Source organism: Rhodanobacter thiooxydans LCS2 (assembly GCF_000264375.1).
GTDB classification, from domain to species: domain Bacteria; phylum Pseudomonadota; class Gammaproteobacteria; order Xanthomonadales; family Rhodanobacteraceae; genus Rhodanobacter; species Rhodanobacter thiooxydans.
This window is the reverse complement of sequence record NZ_AJXW01000063.1, coordinates 1-20,779: the sequence shown is the minus strand read 5'-3', so window position 1 is coordinate 20,779 and position 20,779 is coordinate 1. Positions and strand designations below refer to the sequence as shown.

The 20,779-nt window shown below is 65.2% G+C and carries 16 protein-coding genes, 1 CRISPR repeat array and 1 riboswitch; of the genes, 12 read left to right on the top strand and 4 right to left on the bottom strand.

The window, feature by feature from the left end:
* Window positions 1-280: 280 nt before the first annotated feature.
* The 3 genes from queF to UUA_RS12960 all read right to left on the bottom strand — a co-directional run bounded on the left by queF (window position 281) and on the right by UUA_RS12960 (window position 3,199).
* Complete coding sequence (gene queF, locus UUA_RS12970) at window positions 281-1,105, bottom strand: NADPH-dependent 7-cyano-7-deazaguanine reductase QueF (RefSeq protein ID WP_008437595.1); 825 nt, start codon at window positions 1,103-1,105, stop codon at window positions 281-283.
* 194 nt (window positions 1,106-1,299) lie between these two features.
* Window positions 1,300-2,292, bottom strand: a complete 993-nt coding sequence (locus UUA_RS12965) for an aldo/keto reductase (protein ID WP_008437593.1) — start codon at window positions 2,290-2,292, stop codon at window positions 1,300-1,302.
* 154 nt (window positions 2,293-2,446) lie between these two features.
* Window positions 2,447-3,199 carry a glutathione S-transferase family protein gene (locus UUA_RS12960; RefSeq protein WP_008437591.1) on the bottom strand — a complete coding sequence of 251 codons (753 nt, stop codon included), beginning with the start codon at window positions 3,197-3,199 and terminating at the stop codon, window positions 2,447-2,449.
* A gap of 216 nt (window positions 3,200-3,415) precedes the next feature.
* Here UUA_RS12960 and UUA_RS12955 point away from each other — a divergent pair, with 216 nt between their 5' ends.
* The 9 genes from UUA_RS12955 to UUA_RS20240 all read left to right on the top strand — a co-directional run bounded on the left by UUA_RS12955 (window position 3,416) and on the right by UUA_RS20240 (window position 16,130).
* The gene (locus UUA_RS12955; RefSeq protein ID WP_008437590.1) at window positions 3,416-5,752 is read left to right on the top strand and encodes a S9 family peptidase; all 2,337 of its coding nucleotides are present in this window, start codon (window positions 3,416-3,418) and stop codon (window positions 5,750-5,752) included.
* Between the two features lie 165 nt (window positions 5,753-5,917).
* Window positions 5,918-8,185: a CRISPR-associated helicase/endonuclease Cas3 gene (locus tag UUA_RS12945; protein WP_050981887.1), complete on the top strand. Its 2,268-nt coding sequence runs from the start codon at window positions 5,918-5,920 to the stop codon at window positions 8,183-8,185.
* 2 nt (window positions 8,186-8,187) lie between these two features.
* The gene (gene cas5c, locus UUA_RS12940) at window positions 8,188-8,853 is read left to right on the top strand and encodes a type I-C CRISPR-associated protein Cas5c (RefSeq protein WP_039954019.1); all 666 of its coding nucleotides are present in this window, start codon (window positions 8,188-8,190) and stop codon (window positions 8,851-8,853) included.
* A complete protein-coding gene (cas8c, locus tag UUA_RS12935) occupies window positions 8,850-10,601 on the top strand; it encodes a type I-C CRISPR-associated protein Cas8c/Csd1 (protein ID WP_008437583.1) in 1,752 nt (583 codons plus the stop codon). Before cas5c ends, cas8c begins: the two co-directional genes overlap by 4 nt.
* Window positions 10,598-11,473: a type I-C CRISPR-associated protein Cas7/Csd2 gene (gene cas7c / locus UUA_RS12930; protein ID WP_008437581.1), complete on the top strand. Its 876-nt coding sequence runs from the start codon at window positions 10,598-10,600 to the stop codon at window positions 11,471-11,473. The genes cas8c and cas7c overlap by 4 nt, the downstream gene beginning before the upstream one ends.
* 17 nt (window positions 11,474-11,490) lie before the next feature.
* A complete protein-coding gene (gene cas4, locus UUA_RS12925) occupies window positions 11,491-12,123 on the top strand; it encodes a CRISPR-associated protein Cas4 (protein WP_008437579.1) in 633 nt (210 codons plus the stop codon).
* 1 nt (window position 12,124) lies between these two features.
* Window positions 12,125-13,159 (top strand): type I-C CRISPR-associated endonuclease Cas1c, encoded by a 1,035-nt coding sequence (cas1c, locus tag UUA_RS12920; RefSeq protein WP_008437578.1) that lies wholly within the window; start codon window positions 12,125-12,127, stop codon window positions 13,157-13,159.
* 18 nt (window positions 13,160-13,177) lie between these two features.
* The gene (cas2, locus tag UUA_RS12915; RefSeq protein ID WP_008437577.1) at window positions 13,178-13,468 is read left to right on the top strand and encodes a CRISPR-associated endonuclease Cas2; all 291 of its coding nucleotides are present in this window, start codon (window positions 13,178-13,180) and stop codon (window positions 13,466-13,468) included.
* A gap of 175 nt (window positions 13,469-13,643) precedes the next feature.
* Window positions 13,644-15,781: a CRISPR direct-repeat array (repeat unit 31 nt; unit sequence GTCGCGCCCTCACGGGCGCGCGGATTGAAAC).
* Between the two features lie 220 nt (window positions 15,782-16,001).
* Window positions 16,002-16,130: a hypothetical protein gene (locus UUA_RS20240; protein ID WP_268793800.1), complete on the top strand. Its 129-nt coding sequence runs from the start codon at window positions 16,002-16,004 to the stop codon at window positions 16,128-16,130.
* A riboswitch (cobalamin riboswitch) is annotated at window positions 16,109-16,279 on the bottom strand. It overlaps the preceding gene by 22 nt.
* 87 nt (window positions 16,280-16,366) lie before the next feature.
* Here the strand turns inward: UUA_RS20240 and glnK are convergent.
* Complete coding sequence (glnK, locus tag UUA_RS12905) at window positions 16,367-16,705, bottom strand: P-II family nitrogen regulator (RefSeq protein ID WP_008437572.1); 339 nt, start codon at window positions 16,703-16,705, stop codon at window positions 16,367-16,369.
* Between the two features lie 180 nt (window positions 16,706-16,885).
* Here glnK and UUA_RS12900 point away from each other — a divergent pair, with 180 nt between their 5' ends.
* The 3 genes from UUA_RS12900 (at window position 16,886) to UUA_RS12890 (ending at window position 20,756) form a co-directional block, all read left to right on the top strand.
* On the top strand, window positions 16,886-17,146 hold the full coding sequence (locus tag UUA_RS12900; protein ID WP_039954022.1) for an accessory factor UbiK family protein: 261 nt from the start codon (window positions 16,886-16,888) through the stop codon (window positions 17,144-17,146).
* Window positions 17,147-17,294: 148 nt separating this feature from the next.
* Entirely contained in the window at window positions 17,295-18,788 is a 1,494-nt protein-coding gene (locus UUA_RS12895; protein WP_081491568.1) for a YifB family Mg chelatase-like AAA ATPase, read from the top strand.
* Between the two features lie 171 nt (window positions 18,789-18,959).
* Window positions 18,960-20,756, top strand: coding sequence for a cation:proton antiporter (locus UUA_RS12890; protein WP_008437564.1), 1,797 nt, complete (start codon window positions 18,960-18,962; stop codon window positions 20,754-20,756).
* Window positions 20,757-20,779 lie beyond the last annotated feature (23 nt).

Below are 20,779 nucleotides of genomic sequence, written 5' to 3'. Positions count from 1 at the left end.
CCGTGCTGGCGGCGGCTGGCGGCGGCGCGGACGTGGTGGCAGCCGGTGCGGTGCTGGCCGGGGCCGGTGCACTGGCGGGGGCCGGTGCGTTCTTGCCGCAGCCGCCGAGCAGCAGGCCGGTCAGGAGGGTGCCGTACAGCGCGACGGAATACATGGATCGGGTCATGGGAACTCCGCTGTCGATGCCGGCCCGTGGCCGGTGGTCAAAAACGAGGCTAGCGCGGCCGATCTGAAGCGCCGATTACCGGCGGCGTTCACGCGGCGTCAACGCGCTGGCGGCCTACTGGCGCACCGTGCGCGGGTTGCCGGGGGTGGCCGGCGCGCTGCTGCGGAACGGGTTGATGTCCAGCCCGCCGCGGCGGGTATAGCGCGCGTGCACGCTGAGCTGCTGTGGCGCGCAGCGGCGGATCAGGTCGACGAAGATGCGCTCCACGCACTGCTCGTGGAATTCGTTGTGGGTGCGGAACGAGACCAGGTAGCGCAGCAGCCCGGCGTGGTCGATCGGCGCGCCGCGGTAGGCGATCTGCACGCTGCCCCAGTCGGGTTGGCCGGTGACCGGGCAGTTCGAGCGCAGCAGGTGCGAGAGCAGGGTTTCGGCCACCGGCGTCGCGGTGCGGTCGGCCTGCAGGAAGCCGGCGTCCGGCGGGCCGTAGTGGTCGATGGCGATGTCCTGCCCGTCGAGCAGCAGCCCGTCCAGCTCGACCACCGGCAGCGCGTCGGCGCGCACGTCGCGCAACTGCACGCCGACCACCGCGCCAGCCGCGGCGGAGAGGTCGCGCGCCAGGGTGGCGGCGAGGGTGGTGGCATCGGCGATGCGTTCCTGCGCGAAGCCGTTCAGGTACAGCTTGAACGATTTCGATTCGATGATGTGCGGCGACGCCGCCGGCACGCGGAACTCGGCCAGCGCCACCTGCGGCTTGCCGCGCAGGTCGAGCCACGACAGTTCGTAGGCATTCCAGATGTCCACGCCGTGGAACGGCAGCGACTCGGCGATGCCGAGTTCGGCGCGCTTGTCCGCACGCGGGATCGGGAACAGCAGGCTGGGGTCGTAGCGGTCGGCGTAGACGGTGTCCTTGCCGAGCGGAGAGTGTTCGGGGCTGCTCATCCGCAAAGTTTACTCCGCCGCCCCTGTAGGAGCCCGCTCGCGGGCGATGCTTTTGAGGCCGGGATGACCAGACGTTCGTCTGTTGAGAGCCGGGATGACCAGACCTTCGTCTGTTGAAAGCCGGGATTCGCAGAAGCAAAAGCATCGCCCGCGAGCGGGCTCCTACGGCTCTGTCGATTCCATATTCCCCAGCCTCACGCGTTGACCATCCGCATGCCTTCGTCGGCGTAGCGCCCGCCGCTGGCGGCGTCGAGCGGGAACACGGCGTCGATCGCCTCCAGTTCGGCGACGCTGAGTCGCACGTCGAGCGCGCCCAGGTTCTCGTCCAGCCGGCTGCGCTTGCGCGTGCCGGGGATCGCCAGCACATCGTCGCCCTGCGCCAGCACCCAGGCCAGCGCCAGCTGCGCGGGCGAGCAGCCCTTGCCGGCGGCGAGCGTCTTCACCTGCTCGACCAGCCGCAGGTTGCGCGCGAAGTTGTCGCCCATGAAGCGCGGGCTGTGGCGCCGGAAGTCGTCGGCGTCGAAGTCGTCCGGCGAGCGGATCGCGCCGGTGAGGAAGCCGCGGCCCAGCGGTGAGTAGGCGACCAGGCTGACGCCGAGTCGGCGGCAGGCGCCGAGCATGCCGTTGCTCTGCGGATCGCGCGTCCACAGCGAGAACCCACTCTGCAGCGCGGCGATTGGATGCACCTTGCAGGCGCGCTCCAGGGTGGCGCCGGAGGCCTCGCTCAGGCCGAGATAACGCACCTTGCCGGAGGCGACCAGTTCGGCCATCGCGCCGACGGTTTCCTCGATCGGCACGTGCGGGTCCACGCGGTGCTGGTAATACAGGTCGATGGTGTCGATGCCAAGGCGCTTCAGGCTCGCATCGCAGGCGGCGTGCACGTAGGCCGGGCGGCCGTTGACGCCACGTGCGGATGGGTCGTTCGGGTCGAGCACGATGCCGAACTTGGTGGCCACGAAGGCCTGTTCGCGCCGCCCCTTGAGCGCCTTGCCCAGCAGCACTTCGTTGGTGTGCGGGCCGTACATGTCGGCGGTGTCGAGCAGGGTGAGGCCGCGGTCGAGTGCGTGGTGGATGGTGACGATGGATTCGGTGTCATCGTGGGCGCCGTAGAACGCGCTCATGCCCATGCAGCCGAGACCGAGGGCGGAGACCTTGGGACCATTATTGCCGAGCGTTCGGGTCTGCATGGGGTGGCTCCGGTGGGTAAAGGTGGACGCATGGTGCGCGGTGACGGCAGTCGGATAAATGCTCCGCAGCAACGGCAGATGCCGGCCCGGCTGCGGGTGTTCGTCGACTAGCTGGTGGAGCTGACCGCCGGCAGCGCTGAAGCCCGAAGCGCCCCTACGATGCGCGCGGCGGCCCGGGGCGTGGCGTGCTGGTGCCGAGCGTGTCGCTGGTCAGCGGCGCGCCGGCGGCGAGCAGGGCACCGCGCTGCTCGGCCAGCGGCAGGCGCAGCATGCAGTCCTCCAGGGCGGCCAGCTTCTGGAACACCGGCAGCGCCTGCACCTGCGCCACCAGCGCGGCGGTCAGCGGCCAGCGTGCGGCGTCGATCGCGTAGTGCACGAACGCGGCGGTGCGGAAGAAGCTGGCGATGCTGATGTCGGCGATCGACAGCGAGCCGAACACGAAGCCGTCCTCGGGCAGTTGCTGTTCCAGGTAGTTGAGCGCGGCGGGGATCTCCACCTCGCGCGCATGCTGCACCACCGCCTCGTTGGGCGTCTCGCCGAAGACGTGGCGCTTGATCGCCAGCTGGTTGAACAGCCGCCAGACCAGCCCATCGGCCAGCCGCGTGTCGGCGTATTCCTCCAGCCAGCGGGCGCGGGCGCGGTCGGCGATGTCGCGTGGGTAGAGCGAGGGCGTGGGCTGCCGATCCTCCAGGTACTGGCAGATCACCGAGGAGTCGTTGAGCTCCAGTCCGCCGTCGATCAGCACCGGGATGCGGCGCAGCGGGCTGAGCCGGGTGAATTCGTCGTTGCCGACGAACGGCGCGATCGGGTCGATCTCGTATTCCAGCCCCTTCAGCTCCAGGCACACCAGCACCTTGCGCACGTAGGGTGAGAGGTAGTTGCCGATGACTCTGAGGCGCTGCGGCATGACGCGACTCCGGGAATACGGAGGGCGCAGCGTGCGATGGCCGGCGCCTGCGCGTCAAGCGCAGGGCGCGGTCGTCCATGCGTCGGCGTATCGGACCGGATCGGGACCAATGGCAGGGGTGCCATTGGTCATGCCCGCGCTAGCATCGGGTGGTCGAGTGGAGTCCGCGCCAGGGCCGGCAACCGCAGAAATACGCTTTCGCAGGGGAAACGCAGCATGAGTTTGAAAACCGGCAGTTTGCGCGTGCTTGGCGCGCTGGTCCTGGGCGTCTTGTCGGCCGGCGTCGCAGCGCAGACGCGCACGCTGAGCGCCGACGACTACGCGCGGGCGGAGCGCTTCATGAGCTACAACACCGTGCCGCTGGTCGACCACGCGGTGCAGAAGGTCACGTGGCTGGACGACGGCCACTTCTGGTACGTCGACCACGACGCCAATGGCGACCACTTCATGCGGATGGACACGGCCAGCGGCAAGACCACGCCACTGTTCGACCAGGCGAAGCTGGCCGCCGCGCTGGGCAAGGCCGACGGCAAGCCCGCCGATGCGGCGAAACTGTCGGTCACCGGCTACGAGGCGCGGCCGGACGGGAAGATCGATGTCGCCGTGCGCAGCAAGCATTATGTATGCGACCTCGCCGCGGTCGAGGCGAGCTGCGTCGATCGCGCCACGCTGGTGAAGACCGGCAAGGAGCCGGGCGCGCTGTCGCCGGACAAGCAGAGCGAGGCGTTCATCCGCGACTGGAACCTGTGGCTGCGCGACGTCGCCAGCGGCAAGGAAACCCAGCTCACCACCGACGGCGTGGAGGACTTCGGCTACGCCACCGACAACGCCGGCTGGAAGCACACCGACAACGCGATCGTGGAGTGGTCGCCGGATTCGAAGCGGATCGCCACCTTCCAGCAGGATCAGCGCAAGACCGGCGAGATGTACCTGGTCGGCACCAACGTCGGCCACCCGAAGCTGGAAAAGTGGAAGTACCCGCTGGTCGGCGACAAGGACGTGACGATGATCGAGCGCGTGATCATCGATGTCGCCGCGAAGAAGGTCACGCGCCTCAAGATGCCGCCCGACCAGCACCGCTCCACCCTGTGCGATGACGCCAGCTGCGGCCCCGACGGTGGCTGGGACGACGTGAAGTGGGCGGCGGACGGCAAGACGCTGGCCTTCGTCTCCACCTCGCGCGACCACAAGCACGAGTGGTTCCGCATCGCCGATGCCGCCACCGGCAAGGTGCGCACGGTGTTCGAGGAAGTGGTGCCGACGTATTACGAAAGTGGCAACGGCGCGGTGAACTGGCGCTATCTGCCGGAAACCCAAGAGGCGATCTGGTTCTCCGAGCGCACCAACTGGGGCCATCTGTATCTGTACGATCTCACTACCGGCAAGCTCAAGCGCGCGATCACCAGTGGTGACGGCAATGTCACCGAGGTACTGAAGCTCGATCCGAAGATGCGCACCGTGTGGTTCCGCGGCGTCGGCCGCACCGCGGGTGTGAACCCGTACTACCAGCAGTTCTTCAAGGTGGGCCTGGACGGCGGCAAGCCGGTGCTGCTGACGCCGGAGGCGGCCGACCACGCGGTGACGCTGTCGCCGGACGGCAAGGCCTTCGTCGATGTGTACTCCACCCCGACCACGCCGCCGGTCACCGTGCTGCGCGATGCGCAGGGCGGCCGCACGCTGACCAGCGTAGCCGTCGCCGACATCACGCGCCTGAAGGCTGCGGGTTGGGTGCCGCCGATCCCGTTCACGGTGAAGGGCCGCGACGGCAAGACCGATCTGTACGGCATGATGTTCAAGCCGACGCACTTCGATGCGTCGAAGAAATACCCGATCATCGACTACATCTACCCCGGCCCGCAGACCGGTTCGGTGCGGGGACGCAGCTTCTCCTCCGCGCGCGCCGACCACCAGGCGATGGCCGAGCTGGGCTTCATCGTGATCGCGCTCGACGGCATGGGCACGCCGTGGCGCTCCAAGGCGTTCCACGACGCCTACTTCGAGCACATCGAGGACAACACGCTGCCGGACCAGGTACTGGGCATCAAGGAACTCGGCAAGCAGTATCCATGGATCGATCTCGACCGCGTCGGCATCTGGGGTCATTCCGGCGGTGGCAACGCCACCGCGGCGGCGATGTTCCACTATCCGGATTTCTTCAAGGTCGGCTGGGCCGAGAGCGGCAACCACGACAACCGCAACTACGAGGACGACTGGGCCGAGAAGTGGCAGGGCCTGCTGGTCATCGACAAGGACGGCAAGAGCAACTACGACGCCCAGGCCAACCAGAGCTTCGCCAAGAACCTCAAGGGCCGCCTGATGCTCGTACACGGCAACATGGACGACAACGTGCCGCCGTATCAGACCCTGCTGGTGGCCGACGCGCTGATCAAGGCAAACCGCAATTTCGATTTGCTGATCATCCCGAACGCCCACCACGGCTACGCCGAATCCACGCCCTACGCCACCCGCCGGCGCTGGGATTACTTCGTGCAGTACCTCGCCGGCAACACCCCGCCGCACGAGTACCAGCTGAAGGCATGGCCCTGGCGCTGAGCCGCCAAGTTGATCGAAGGCAAAATGAAGGCCGGGGTGAGAATCCCGGCCTTCGTGCTTTTCGGCATCACCAACTCGACGACCGCGGGTTAAAGTTGTTCGGTCTGCCTAGACCCGGATGAATCCGTCGCAGCTTTTGAGATTGGCAAAATGCAGGGTGGCATCATGGACAAGCCTCACCCGATAGCTCATGCCGCCCACGATGCTACTGGCAACTGGCGAGCGCCGCATGATTTGGTCGATCACTTGGAAAGTGTCGGCGATCTCGCTGCTGGCTTTGCAGTGCATTTTGGCTTGGAATGGGCGCGCATCGCTGGGCGATGGCACGACCTCGGCAAGTTCCGGTCGCGATTCCAGCGCTACATCCGTCTTGCCAGTGGTTTCGAGGCGGATGCCCATATCAAGGGCGAGGCCGGCAAGGCGCCGCATTCCACGGCGGGGGCTCTACTGGCACTGGAGCGTTTTGGCGTGGCTGGTAGAGTGTTGGCTTATCTGATTGCCGGTCACCATGCGGGCCTGGATGATTGGTTTGGGGGTCTTCGTGAGCGGTTTGAAAACCCTCAAAGCCGCGCAGAGCTGGTCGAGTCGCTGGCCGAACATCCGCCTGCGGATATTCTCGATGCTGGAGATTTCAAGGCCAGTCTCGGGAACGTTCCCGGTGGAAAGGACGGCTTTGCGCTGTGGGTACGCATGCTGTTTTCGGCACTGGTCGATGCGGACTTTCTGGATACCGAGCGCTACATGGATCCGGACAAGTTCGCGTCTCGAAACACCTGGCCGCCGCTGGGCAATCTGGCGACTTTGTTCGACGCGCACATGGCGAAGCTGTCCATTAGCGCCGCGGCCACCCCGGTCAATAGATTGCGTGCCGATATCCTGCGGCAATGCCGTGCGGCTGCTGCGCGCGATCCCGGCCTGTTCTCGCTGACGGTACCGACCGGCGGTGGCAAGACGCTTTCCGGCATGGCCTTTGCGCTGGAGCACGCGCGGTTGCACGGCAAGCGCCGCATCGTCCACGTGATTCCTTACACCAGTATCATTGAGCAGACCGCCGATGTGTTCCGCGACATTTTTGGCGAAGCCGTGATCGAGCATCACAGCAATGCGGAATCTTCGCCTGGCGACGAAACCGCGGCCTCGCGCCTTGCATGCGAGAACTGGGATGCGCCCATCGTCGTCACCACCAACGTGCAGTTCTTCGAGTCGCTGTTTGCGTCGCGCACCTCGCGTTGCCGCAAGCTGCACAACATCGTCGATGCCGTCATCGTGCTGGACGAGGCACAGTTGCTGCCGCCAGAGTTTTTGCAGCCCATTCTGGATGTGCTGAACCTACTGACTCGGCACTACGGTGCCAGCGTAGTGCTTTCCACTGCCACGCAACCGGCACTGGCCAGCCGCCAATACTTCGATGCGCGACAGAGCCTGCGCGGCCTCGACAAGGTGCGCGAGATCATCGCCGAGCCCGATGCGCTGTACGCCGCGCTGGAGCGTGTCACCGTGCAGCTTCCCCGCGACTGGCACCAGGCAACGGACTGGCCGAAGCTCGCTGAAACGCTTGCTGCACACGATTCCGTGCTCGCCATCGTCAACACTCGCAATGACGCGCGTGCGCTGTGGGAGGCCATGCCGCGAGGTACGCTGCACCTGTCGGCTCTGATGTGCGGCGCGCACCGCTCACAGGTCATTGAAGACATCAAGATGCGGCTCAAGGTCGGTACGACAACCCGCGTTGTCAGTACGCAGCTGGTCGAGGCCGGCGTGGACGTGGACTTTCCGGTCGTCTATCGCGCGCTGGCCGGGTTGGATTCCATGGCGCAGGCGGCGGGCCGCTGCAATCGCGAGGGGCGGCTCGACGGCAAGGGCAAAGTAGTTGTACTCGTGCCGCCCAAACAGGCTCCACCCGGGTTGCTGCGCCAAGGCGAAAACGCCAGCCGCGACGTGCTGCACGACATACCGGATGTGCCCTTCACAAGAGCAAAATTTGCCGCCTATTTCGAGCGGCTGTATCACGGCTGCCAGTTGGACAAGGCCGGTATCTGCGACAAGCTTTTTATGGCGAATAAAAAGCTGTCAGCCGATGACTTGGCAGTTGAGTTTCGATCCGCTGCCGAATGCTTCAAGCTCATCGACGATGAGGACAGTCTGCCGATTGTCGTGCGTTACCGCGGCAAGAACGGTCAAAATGGCGAAATAGACGGATTGCTGGGCAGACTGAAGCAGGATGGTCCGCAACGCTGGCTGATGCGGAAGTTGCAACGCTATACCGTCAGTCTGCGCCGGGGGCAGGCGCTGGCATTGCTGGCGCGTGGCGACATCGAAGGCCTCCTCCCGGGCTTGTACGTGCAAGTGAGCGAGTGGCTATACGATCCCGAGACCGGCTTGAATCCGGAGCCGATCCTGCTTCGACCACAGGACACCATTTGGGGGAATTAACCGTGAAAGCCTATTGTCTGGAGCTATCTGGTCCCTACGCCTGCTTCACGCGACCCGAGATGAAGGTGGAACGTGTGAGCTACGACGTGATGACCCCGTCCGCCGCGCGCGCTTGCTACGAGGCCGTCCTGTGGAAGCCGGCAATCCGCTGGCATGTACGCAAGATCGAAGTGCTGCGGCCGATTCGTTGGATCAACCTGCGCCGCAATGAAGTGGCCAGCGTGGTTTCGACCCGCAACGTCGAGGCCGCGATGAGGGCGGGCAAGGGCGAGTTGGGCATCTATATCGAGGACGACCGCCAGCAGCGCGCCGGACTGTTCCTCCGCGACGTGGCTTACCGCGTCCACGCCGACCTGGAGTTCCTGCCGGCGCGCGACCCGCAGGCCAACCCGGCGAAGTACCAGCAGATGTTCGAGCGGCGGGCTGGCAAGGGGCAGTGCGTCAACCAACCCTATCTCGGCTGCCGGGAGTTCGCGGCGGCCTTTCGGATGATCGAACACCCCGAGGCCGAGCCGGCTGCCATCGCGGAAACACGCGAGCTCGGCTTCATGCTGCACGATCTGGATTTCGCCAATGCTGCCGACCCGCAGCCGCGGTTCTTCCGTGCGCAGATGGATCGGGGTGTCGTCAACGTGCCGAGTTGGGACAATGAGGAGGTGCGGGGATGATTCTGCAAGCACTGAATCGCTACTACGAACGTTCCGAGAGTCTGCCGCGAGTGGGCTGGGTGCGGCGAGGTGTCGATTACGTCGTCATCCTCAATGCCCAAGGCGAATGCGTCAATCTGGAGCCAATCGGCGAGATCAAGAAAGGCAAAACGGTTCCGTCCGAAAGGCTTGTCACGGCGATCGGCAAGCAGGCAATGAAGCACACGAATAGCGGCAAGGACGCTAACTTGCTGTGGGACAATGCCAGCTTCGCATTCGGTACAGGCAACAGGGGTGCTGCCAAGTTGGCGAGCTTCATCGACACGCTGGAAGCCTGGCTGCCGAGCTTGGATGATGCGGGTATCGAAGCGGTCGGGCGCTTTTGTCGCGGTTTGCAAGCGGAGCCGGCAAGTGCAAGCACACTGATTGACCGCTTCGGTGCGCGCGACGACTTTGAGAAGCGTGATCCCGTACTGACCTTTCGCCTGATGGGTGATGTGGAGGACGTGCATCATCGGCCAGCGGTTCGCTTGGCCTATGAATCGGCGCTGGCCTCAAGCCGGTTCGAAAGTTCACTGCTTGGCAACTGTCTTGTCACGGGGGTTGCTGGCGTACCCATTGCGCCGAACGAGTCCGTCATCAAGGGTGTGTGGGGTGGCCAGCCGGCAGGCTGCAATATCGTCTCCTTCAATGCCAGGGCGTTCGAGTCATACGGCAAGCGGGAGCGCAACGGCGAGAACGCGCCGGTCAGTATTCAAGCATCCTTCGCTTACACCACTGCCCTGAATCATCTGCTGTCATCGTCGCAGCGCATTCAAGTTGGTGACGCGTCCACCGTATTCTGGGCAGAGGAATCGCACGGGCTCGAAAATGCGCTGTCCGATCTGTTTGGTGACCCGCCCAAGGATGATCCGGATCGAAATACACGAGTTGTAGGCGCGCTGTATACCGCCGTCCAGTCCGGTAAGTTCGCCAAAGGCGGACCGGAGACGCGTTTTCATGTGCTTGGCCTTGCACCGAATGCGGCCCGAATCAGCATCCGGTTCTGGGAGACGGCCACGGCGTTGGAGTTGGCGCGATGCATCAAGCAGCACTTCGACGATATCGAGGTCGTCCACGCCGACTACGAACCTCGCTACCTGTCGTTGTTCCGTCTACTGACAGGCGTGGCGCTGTTGAACAAGGCCGACAACATCCCGCCTAACCTCGGTGGCGAGGCGATGCGCGCCATCCTCAATGGTTTGTCATACCCAGTCACCATGCTCAATCAGGCCGTCATGCGCTGTCGCGCTGAGCAGCAGGTGACATATGCCCGTGCCGCCGCCATCAAGGCCTGCCTCAATCGTCAGATCCGCTTCCGCCGAAGCCACGAGAAGGAGTTCCTGCCCATGCTCGATCCCGACAACACCAATCCGGGCTACCGGCTTGGTCGGCTGTTTGCCGCACTGGAGAAAATCCAGGAAGACGCCAGCCCCGGCCTCAACGCCACCATCCGCGACCGCTACTACGGCGCGGCATCCAGCACACCGGCCGGGGTGTTCTCCACTCTGCTGCGCCTGTCCAAACACCACCTTGGCAAGCTCGCCCGCGGCTTGGCTGTTGCCCGCGAGAAATTGATCGGTGACATCATGGGGGGCTTCGAGGTCGAGAGTTTCCCGCCGCGCGTGCTGTCGCTGGCCGATCAGGCACGCTTTGCGCTCGGTTATTACCACCAGCGCCAAGCCTTCTTCACCAAATCCGAAACCAGGAATCAGGAGGAATCCCAATGAGCCTTTCCAACCGTTACGACTTCGTCCTGCTTTTCGAGGTGAGGGATGGCAACCCCAATGGTGACCCAGATGCCGGCAACCTGCCGCGACTGGATGCGGAGACGGGGCACGGCTTGGTCACCGATGTTTCGCTCAAGCGCAAGGTGCGCAATTTTGTTGGTCTGGTGAAGGGCGATGCCGCGCCATACGAAATCTACGTCAAGGAAAAGGCAGTCCTCAACAAGACGCATGAACGCGCCTATGAAGGCATCGGCAAGGCGGAGCTGTTGAAAGGTGACGACAAAAAGCGCAAAGGAGGCGAGGCGGTGAGCCAGGCCCGCGCCTGGATGTGTCAGAACTTCTTCGACGTACGCACTTTTGGCGCGGTGATGTCCACTGGCGTCAATTGCGGCCAGGTCCGCGGCCCGGTGCAACTCACCTTTGCCCGCTCGGCCGATCCGATCATTGCGCAGGAGCATTCGATCACGCGTATGGCGGTAGCGACTGAGGCCGAGGCCGAGAAGCAGGACGGCGATAACCGCACCATGGGCCGCAAACACACCGTGCCCTATGGCCTCTATATGGCGCACGGTTTCGTATCCAGCTTCCTCGCCAAGCAAACCGGCTTCTCGCGGGACGACCTGGAGCTGCTGTGGCAGGCACTCGTCCAGATGTTTGAGCATGACCGCTCTGCCGCGCGCGGCGAAATGGCCACCCGCGGCTTGTACGTGTTCAAGCATGAGTCCGAGCTCGGAAATGCACCTGCACATGCCTTGTTCGAGCGGATACAAGTGAGCAAGAACGCCGAGATTCCACGCAGCTTCGCTGATTACACGGTGGCCGTGAACGATGCCGACCTGCCTGTTGGCGTGACGCTCACCCGGTTGGTCTGAGTGAATGAGGGCGGACGATGGAAGACGACGACCTCATCCCCATCTCCGCCCTCCAGCACTACCTGTACTGCCCGCGGCAGTGCGCGCTGATTCATCTGGAACAGCAATGGGCCGAGAACCGCCAGACGGCCGAAGGTCGGTTGTTGCACCTGCGAGCAGACAAGCCGAAGGCCGAGCGGCGGCGCGGCGTGCGCACCGTGACCGCCATGCCATTGCTTTCGCTAGAGCTGGGCATTACCGGCAAGGCTGATATGGTCGAGTTTCATGTCAGCGAGGCCGGTGAGCGCGCCTTCCCCGTCGAGTACAAGCGAGGCAAGCCCAAGGCGCATCGCGCCGATGAAGTGCAGTTGTGCGCTCAGGCACTATGCCTGGAGGCCATGCTGGGCACCCCGGTCGTGGCAGGTGCCCTGTTCTATGGGCAAACGCGTCGTCGGCAGGAGGTAGCCTTCGATACAGTCTTGCGCGAGCTGACCCGTCAGGCCATCGACGATATACGGCGCATGCTGGCTTCCGGGAAAACCCCAACAGCTACCTACGAGCCAAAACTTTGCGACCGTTGCTCGCTGATTGACGCGTGTCGGCCGCGCTTGCTGGTGCGGCGCAGTATCGAAGCATGGTTGCGCCGCCAGCTCGAAGATGAGGAGGGCTGAAGTGCGTCGACAGCTCAATACGCTCTACGTCACCACCGAGGGCGCCTGGTTGCGCAAGGATGGCGCCAATATCGTGCTTGAGGTTGAGCGCGAAGAGCGCGCGAGGTTGCCTGCACACATGCTGGAAAGCCTTGTTTGCATCGGGCGCGTCGGGGTGTCGCCGCAGCTTCTGGGTTTCTGCTGTGAGCGAGGCGTAACCATCAGTTACCTGACGCCGCAAGGGCGCTTTCTAGCGCGTGTGGAGGGGCCAGTGTCGGGCAATGTGCTGCTTCGCCGTGCCCAGTACCGCGCCAGCGACGAGCCGGGGCCTTGCGCGGCCATCGTTCGCAACCTGCTTGTCGGAAAGATCCACAACCAACGTGCGGTGTTGGCACGCGGTTGGCGCGATCACGGCGCGAACCTCACCGATGTGCCGGGCTTCCAGCACGCATTGAAGCGTCTCAAACGCATCCCTCACCGGCTTTTGCAGGAAAGCGACATTGACCTGCTTCGCGGCCTGGAGGGCGAGGCGGCGCAGGCCTATTTCGGCGTATTCGGCCAGCTCGTGCGCGCAGAATCACCGTTGCTCGGTTTCGGCGGCCGCAACCGGCGACCGCCTCGCGACGCGTTCAACGCCTTGCTGTCGTTTTTCTATACCCTGTTGACCCACGATTGCCGTTCGGCACTGGAATCCGTCGGACTGGACCCTGCTGTTGGTTTTCTTCATCGCGACCGTCCAGGCCGGGCAAGCCTCGCGCTCGATCTTGCCGAAGAGTTCCGTCCCCTACTTGGTGAACGACTTGCGCTTTCGCTCATCAACCGGAGGCAGTTGAACGAGCGAGACTTCCAGACCTTCGACAACGGAGCCGTTTTGTTGAAGGACGATGCTCGCAAGACGGCGCTCATCGCCTATCAGGAGCGCAAAAGGGAACAACTTCAACACGACTTTCTGGATGAGAGGGTCGACATCGGTTTGTTGCCTTTCGTGCAAGCGCAATTGCTGGCACGACACCTGCGCGGCGATCTCGACGGTTATCCTCCATTTCTTTGGAAATAGGCAGTCGGAGCCGAAGCCATGATGATCTTGGTCAGCTACGACGTCAGCACGATTTCGCCCGAGGGCGAGAAGCGGCTACGCAAGATTGCCAAGGCCTGTCGTGATCTTGGTCAGCGAGTTCAATACTCCGTGTTTGAAGTAGAGATCGAGCCCGCGCAGTGGGTAGTCCTGCGGCGGCGCCTTTGTGACCTAATCGATCCCAGCGTCGACAACCTCCGCTTCTATCATCTTGGCGCGAAGTGGCAAGGCAAGGTCGAGCACGTCGGAGCTAAGCCAGCGGTCGACTTCAAAGCGCCGTTAATCTACTGACGCGAACCTCAAGTGTCCGGCGAAACCTAGACAGGTTCGCGGGAAGCCAACACATTGTTTCTGCGGGCATTGGGCGGTTTCTGCTGGTTCTTGGCGCGGACCTTGAGTCGGCAGTACGCGAGTTCGCGCTAGAAACGGGCTGGGACGAACGGACACAACAACTTACACTCGGATGGTCGCGCCCTCACGGGCGCGCGGATTGAAACGCCACTTCCAGCGTCGCCTCATCGGTCTCGCCATCGTCGCGCCCTCACGGGCGCGCGGATTGAAACCCGACCCATGCGGCACAGCCATACACCGAAATCATGGGTCGCGCCCTCACGGGCGCGCGGATTGAAACGCCACCGATTGCGCGTGCCGCCAGGCGGTCGAGGGTCGCGCCCTCACGGGCGCGCGGATTGAAACATAGGTAGCGGCGATGTTCTGCACACCTTTCCACGGTCGCGCCCTCACGGGCGCGCGGATTGAAACGACTGCGATGCGGAAGAACTTGGACTTGGCCATGGTCGCGCCCTCACGGGCGCGCGGATTGAAACTCTTAACAAGCTATTAACAACCTCGCAGACCCCGCGTCGCGCCCTCACGGGCGCGCGGATTGAAACATGGTACGAGACCCCTTGACTTTTGATGGTACGAGTCGCGCCCTCACGGGCGCGCGGATTGAAACGCTTCCTGCAGGGCGCAGGCCAGTTCGCTGACGAGGTCGCGCCCTCACGGGCGCGCGGATTGAAACGATGAAGTCTCGACGGTAGTGGCCGACCAAGCACGTCGCGCCCTCACGGGCGCGCGGATTGAAACCAGCACGGCAAGCGTGAGTTGCGGCGGCTACCCCGGTCGCGCCCTCACGGGCGCGCGGATTGAAACGGCGCGGGCCTGCGCGACGTGGTGAGCCCAGCTGTGGTCGCGCCCTCACGGGCGCGCGGATTGAAACTCGTAGTCCCACTTTTCGCCGACGTTCACGGCGCGTCGCGCCCTCACGGGCGCGCGGATTGAAACTCCAACGGCAAAAGTCCTTGAAGCGCATTCAGGACGTCGCGCCCTCACGGGCGCGCGGATTGAAACTTTTCCTTCTCGACCAGGCCCATGTAGCGCACTTGTCGCGCCCTCACGGGCGCGCGGATTGAAACGGTCGGTGATCGTCGGGAAGTTCTTGCCGACGGCCGTCGCGCCCTCACGGGCGCGCGGATTGAAACCAGTGCATCGGCGGCATGAGCTTCTTCACCCATGCGGTCGCGCCCTCACGGGCGCGCGGATTGAAACACCATCGGCTCGCACAAATCCAGCCAGTCACTCAGTCGCGCCCTCACGGGCGCGCGGATTGAAACGCCTTTGCCGGAGTAGATCCGGCAGATCGTTCCCGTCGCGCCCTCACGGGCGCGCGGATTGAAACTTCGCCCTCGTCGTCGCGATGGTCGCGGCTCCCGCGTCGCGCCCTCACGGGCGCGCGGATTGAAACTCGCTGAGCGTCAGGCTGGCCCAGCCGTCGTCGCGTCGCGCCCTCACGGGCGCGCGGATTGAAACGACTACACCTGGTTGCACGGCTGATGGCCAAGCAGGTCGCGCCCTCACGGGCGCGCGGATTGAAACGGTTCAGCGAGATGTACGCGTTGTAGAGGATCTTGTCGCGCCCTCACGGGCGCGCGGATTGAAACGGCGGTCTGCACGTTGCCTGCACTCACGGTCGGAAGGTCGCGCCCTCACGGGCGCGCGGATTGAAACTCGCCCATGGCCTTGACCATGGCGAGCAATGCTGCCGTCGCGCCCTCACGGGCGCGCGGATTGAAACGTCGTTCGCGGCGTGGCCGGCGACGATGGAAACGAGTCGCGCCCTCACGGGCGCGCGGATTGAAACGTGTCAGACATCACCGGAAAGGCATGGTGTGCGGCGTCGCGCCCTCACGGGCGCGCGGATTGAAACACGTCGATGGTGCCAGCCGGCGCCACCGCGGCCGGGTCGCGCCCTCACGGGCGCGCGGATTGAAACAATGGTCAGTTGACCTTTGCCGAGCCGGATAAACAGTCGCGCCCTCACGGGCGCGCGGATTGAAACACGCCCAGGCTCTTGGTTTTTACCCCGCCGTTCAGGTCGCGCCCTCACGGGCGCGCGGATTGAAACAACATCCCGCTGTGGCTGGCGCCGGTGCTTGAGAGTCGCGCCCTCACGGGCGCGCGGATTGAAACTCGTTGGAGTAGCACCAGTCGAGCAGCAGGTCATGTCGCGCCCTCACGGGCGCGCGGATTGAAACGTGACCTGTGGAAGCGCAACCCGAAGATGAAGGTGGGTCGCGCCCTCACGGGCGCGCGGATTGAAACGATCAAGGGCATCGGCCGCCCGCAGGGGCTCGGTGGTCGCGCCCTCACGCCGTCCACCGCGATGTTGTTGTAGCGGTTGTTCATGCCGGCGGCGGAGATCGCGCCGGTGCCCTGGTCGGTCACGCTCACGCGCGGGTTCAGCCGCATCACGTCGTCGATCGAGCGATTGCCCTGCGGGGCAGCCTGCAGCTGGCGCTGCGAGATGTTGGTGGAGAGACCCTTGTTCTCGGAAGTGAAGGTCTGCACCAGCGTCGAGGCGCTCACCGTCACCGCGCCCAGCGTGCGTGCCGACGCGCTGCCGGCGCCCAGGGCCAGGTTGATCGCGGAGGGCTGGCCCAGCTGCAGGTAGATGTTGTCCTGCTCGGCCCCGCCTCGCCCGGCCTCGACGCGTTCGTTTCCGCTTTACCGCTGCGGGGCAGTTCCGGAGTTACACCGGGATTCCCTTTTAAGCCCGACCGATGTCGCATCTGGTCGGGCACCGACCGCCACAACATATCGGGTGGCCAGGGCAGGGTCAGCCCAACAACTCGTGCATGAGTCGAGTGCGTGCGTTTGCGGCGAGCGCCCGCGCGGGCGGCGGCGGGGTTACAGCGCGTCGTGATCCAGCTCGCCGGTGCGGATGCGGATCACCTGTTCCAGCGTGCTGACGAAAATCTTGCCGTCGCCGATCTTGCCGGTGCGGGCGGAGGCCTGGATCGCCTCGATCACCCGATCGAGCTGGTCGTCGACCACCGCGACTTCCAGCTTGATCTTGGGCAGGAAATCGACCACGTACTCGGCGCCGCGATACAGTTCGGTGTGGCCCTTCTGGCGACCGAAGCCCTTGACCTCGGTAACCGTGACGCCCTGCACGCCCACCTCAGCCAGCGCTTCGCGCACGTCGTCCAGCTTGAACGGCTTGATGATCGCCACGACCAGCTTCATGGAGGCTTCCTTGAAAGGTATCGGTTGGGTCGAGGCTGCATTTTGCCTGCACGGTGGATCATTGTCGCGCCGCGCGTGGCACGTGTAGGACAATCCCTACAGTTTTTGATGGAGCATACCGATGGCGCGCCCGATTTCCATTCACCTAGTATTTACCTCGACGAGTTCGAGGCGCTATCCATGATGGATAGGCAGGATATCGACAAGATTGCCCTGCGACTTGTGTCGTTGGTACCGCCAGGGGTGGCACAGGCGCATCAGGATTTGCGAACCAACTTCCAGGATGTTCTGGCGCAGGGACTGCGCCGCCTCGACCTGGTCACCCGCGAAGAATTCGAAGTCCAGTCCCAGGTGCTGGCGCGTACCCGCGCCAAGGTCGACGAATTGGAGCGACGCGTGGCCGAATTGGAGGCCACGCTGGCTGCCCGCGCGGGTCAGTGACTACCGCCTCCCGGGAGCCGCCTCCGATCCGTCACCCTCACCCCGAGAACGATCGGAGGCGGTTATTTATCCAGCGCTGCTGATGGAGCCGCCAGATGTCCGTGCCTGTCAGCGACCGATCCCCCATGCAATGCCAGTCCGGGGTTGCATGAGTCTTGCCGTCACCCTCAGTCGCGCCCAGGAAGGGATCGCCGCACCGCAGGTGATGGTCGAGGTACACCTTTCCGGCGGCCTGCCAAGCACCAGCATCGTCGGCCTGCCCGAGGCCGCCGTGCGCGAGGCGCGCGACCGCGTGCGGGTGGCGATCCAGAACACCGCCTTCGAGTACCCCGGCCGTCGCGTCACGGTGAACCTCGCGCCGGCCGAGCTGCCGAAGGATGGCGGCCGTTTCGACCTGCCGATCGCGCTGGGCATCCTCGCCGCCAGCGGGCAGGTGCCGCGCGAGAAGCTGGACGATTGCGAGTTCCTCGGCGAGCTGGCCCTGACCGGCTCCCTGCGTGGCGTGTCCGGCGTGCTGCCGGCGCTGCTGCGCGCACGCACCCGCGGCCGCCGCGTGGTGGTGCCGCGCGCAAACGCCAGCGAGGCGGCGCTGGTTTCAGACATGGACGTGCGGGTGGCCGACACGCTGGCGGAGGTGTGCGGCTGGCTGCGCGGCGCGCATGAGCTGTCGATGCCGGTGGGCATTCCCAGCGACGGCGGCGCCAACGGCGGCCCGGACCTGGCCGACGTGCGCGGCCAGCTGCAGGCGCGCCGCGCGCTGGAGATCACCGCAGTGGGCGGCCATCATCTGCTGCTGATAGGGCCGCCCGGCACCGGCAAGACCATGCTGGCCGAGCGCCTGCCCGGCATCCTGCCGCCGCTGTCCGAATCGGAGGCGCTGGAAACCTGCGCCGTGCTGTCGGTGGCCGGGCAGGTCACCGATCCGGAGCACTGGCGGCGGCGGCCCTTCCGCGCGCCGCACCACACCGCGTCGGCGGTGGCGCTGGTCGGCGGCGGTCCGTATCCGCGCCCGGGCGAGATCTCGCTGGCGCACAACGGCGTACTGTTCCTGGACGAGTTGCCGGAGTTCAGCCGGCACGTGCTGGAAGTGTTGCGCGAGCCGATGGAATCGGGCCATATCGTGATCTCGCGGGCGGCGCGGCAGTCGACGTTTCCCGCCCAGTTCCAGCTGGTGGCGGCGATGAATCCGTGCCCCTGCGGCTACGCCGGCGACCCGCGCTGCCAGTGCACGCCGGACCAGATCCAGCGCTACCGCGCACGCATTTCCGGGCCATTGCTCGACCGCATCGACCTGTGCGTGGAAGTGCCGCCGGTACCGTTGGCCGAACTGGGTGCGCCGCGCAACGAACGCGACGAGGATTCCGCCACGGTGCGTGCGCGCGTGCTCAAGGCGCGCCGGCAGTCGCTGATGCGCGCGGGCCGGCCGAACGCCGAGATCAGCACGCGCGAGCTGGAGCGCGACTGCGCGCTGGGGCCGGCCGAGCGGCGCTGGTTCGAGTCGGCGCTGGAACGGCTGGGCCTGTCCGCCCGCGCCTACCATCGCGTGCTGCGGGTGGCCCGCACCATCGCCGACCTCGATGGCGGCGCCGCCTTGCTGGAGCGCGAGCACCTGGCCGAGGCGCTGCAGTACCGGCGGTTTTGAAACGGGAGTGAATGAAGGGGAGTGGGAAACGAGAGAGGGGGCGCGTCGTCGCTCGCTTTTGCTCTTTACTCACTTCCCACTCTTCTTCACTCACCCCTCACTTTTTTCAGGTGCTGGACGCGCGCACTGTCGCGTGTTTCGATGGCGGCCCGAGGGTGTCCAAGGATTGCGATGGCGATCGAGCCGGGCCTGATGCTTGCCGGCATGTTGATGATCGGCTTCCTGGCGCAGTGGCTGGCATGGCGGGTGAAGCTGCCCGCAATCCTGTTCCTGCTGCTGGCCGGCATCGTGCTGGGGCCGGTCGGCGGCGTGCTCGATCCGGACCGGCTGCTGGGCGGCCTGCTGTTTCCGACCGTGTCGCTGGCGGTGGCGCTGATCCTGTTCGAGGGCAGCCTGACCCTGCGTTTCCATGAACTGCCGGGGATTGGCAAGGCGGTGCGTGGGCTGGTCAGCTACGGTGCGGTGGCCTCGCTGCTGCTGCTGGCGCTGGCCGCGCACCTCGTTGCCGGGCTGGCCTGGCCGATCGCGCTGCTGTTCGGTGCGTTGGCCTGCGTGACCGGGCCGACGGTGATCGCGCCGATGCTGCGCACGCTGCGCCCCAACGCGCGCATCGCCAACACGCTGCGCTGGGAAGGCATCGTGATCGACCCGCTGGGCGCGCTGTTCGCGGTGCTGATCTATGAGGCGATCGTGTCGCGCCAGGAGGGGCATACCATTGGCGTGTTCATCGCCACGATCGGCTGCGGCGTGGGCATCGGCGCGTTGTCCGCCTGGCTGATGGCGTTCTTCCTGCGCCGCCAGCTGATCCCGGAATACCTGCAGAACTATGCGGTGCTGGCCGCGGTGCTGTTTGCCTTCAGCGTGTCGAATACGTTGACCCACGAGTCGGGGTTGCTGGCGGTGACGATCATGGGCATCGCGCTGGGCAACCTGCGCGGCGTGCATATCGACGACATCCTCGATTTCAAGGAAAGCCTCACCACGGTGCTGGTGTCGCTGCTGTTCATCCTGCTGGCGGCGCGGCTGCACTGGCCACTGCCGCACGGCATGCTGGGTGCGGGTATCGCGTTGTTCCTGATCGCGCAATTCCTGGTGCGGCCGCTGACCGTGGCCATCGCCAGTTTCCGCAGCGGCCTTTCCTGGCGCGAGCGCGCGCTGATCGGCTGGGTGGCGCCGCGCGGCATCGTGGCGGCGTCGGTCTCGGCGCTGTTCGCGTTGCGCCTGGATGCGCTCGGCGTGGCCGGCGCGGAGGCGCTGGTGCCGCTGGTGTTCACCCTGATCATCGGTACGGTGATCCTGCAGAGCGCCACCGCGCGGCCACTGGCGATCTGGCTGAAGGTGGCCGAGCCGGAGCCGCGCGGGGTGCTGATCTTCGGTTCCGATCCGGTGGCCCGTGCGATTGGCGCGTCGCTGCACGAGGCCGGCTTCCGCGTGGTGCTGGCCGATGACGACTGGGACGGCATCCGTCTGGCCAGGATGGAAGGGCTTGCCACGTTCTTCGGCAACCCGGCTTCGCCGCATGCCGAACGGTGCCTCGACCTCTCCGGCATCGGCCGGCTGCTCGCGGTGTCCACCCATCGCGAGCGCAACTCGCTGGCCTGCGTGCATTACCGGCAGGAGTTCGGGCGCTCGAAGGTCTATCGCCTGCGCAACCTCACGCCGCAGGAGAATACCGACCGCGCGGCGCTGGTCGGCAGCCTGCTGGCGCCGCCGCTGTTCGACGAGGCGATGACCCATGGCCGCTTCGCCGAAATGCTGGCGCACGGCTGGCGCATCAAGTCGACCAAACTAAGCACCACGTTCGACTGGCCGCATTTCATCGAGCAGTACGGTTCGAACAGCGTGCTGATGTTTGGCGTGGAGGAAAAAGGCGCACTGCGGGTGGCGTCGGCCAAGCGCGAGCTGGAGCCTAAGCCGGGCTGGACGGTAATCGCGCTGGTGCCGCCGTCAGAACCCCGCCCCGAATGACAAACCCGGTAGGAGCCCGCTCG

What these genes read in the sequence shown, in the direction of transcription:
- queF (WP_008437595.1), bottom strand. Translation starts at nt 1,105, where the DNA reads ATGAGCAGCCCCGAACACTCTCCGCTCGGCAAGGACACCGTCTACGCC.
- UUA_RS12965 (WP_008437593.1), bottom strand. Translation starts at nt 2,292, where the DNA reads ATGCAGACCCGAACGCTCGGCAATAATGGTCCCAAGGTCTCCGCCCTC.
- UUA_RS12960 (WP_008437591.1), bottom strand. Translation starts at nt 3,199, where the DNA reads ATGCCGCAGCGCCTCAGAGTCATCGGCAACTACCTCTCACCCTACGTG.
- UUA_RS12955 (WP_008437590.1), top strand. Translation starts at nt 3,416, where the DNA reads ATGAGTTTGAAAACCGGCAGTTTGCGCGTGCTTGGCGCGCTGGTCCTG.
- UUA_RS12945 (WP_050981887.1), top strand. Translation starts at nt 5,918, where the DNA reads ATGGACAAGCCTCACCCGATAGCTCATGCCGCCCACGATGCTACTGGC.
- cas8c (WP_008437583.1), top strand. Translation starts at nt 8,850, where the DNA reads ATGATTCTGCAAGCACTGAATCGCTACTACGAACGTTCCGAGAGTCTG.
- cas7c (WP_008437581.1), top strand. Translation starts at nt 10,598, where the DNA reads ATGAGCCTTTCCAACCGTTACGACTTCGTCCTGCTTTTCGAGGTGAGG.
- cas4 (WP_008437579.1), top strand. Translation starts at nt 11,491, where the DNA reads ATGGAAGACGACGACCTCATCCCCATCTCCGCCCTCCAGCACTACCTG.
- cas2 (WP_008437577.1), top strand. Translation starts at nt 13,178, where the DNA reads ATGATGATCTTGGTCAGCTACGACGTCAGCACGATTTCGCCCGAGGGC.
- glnK (WP_008437572.1), bottom strand. Translation starts at nt 16,705, where the DNA reads ATGAAGCTGGTCGTGGCGATCATCAAGCCGTTCAAGCTGGACGACGTG.
- UUA_RS12900 (WP_039954022.1), top strand. Translation starts at nt 16,886, where the DNA reads ATGATGGATAGGCAGGATATCGACAAGATTGCCCTGCGACTTGTGTCG.
- UUA_RS12895 (WP_081491568.1), top strand. Translation starts at nt 17,295, where the DNA reads ATGAGTCTTGCCGTCACCCTCAGTCGCGCCCAGGAAGGGATCGCCGCA.
- UUA_RS12890 (WP_008437564.1), top strand. Translation starts at nt 18,960, where the DNA reads ATGGCGATCGAGCCGGGCCTGATGCTTGCCGGCATGTTGATGATCGGC.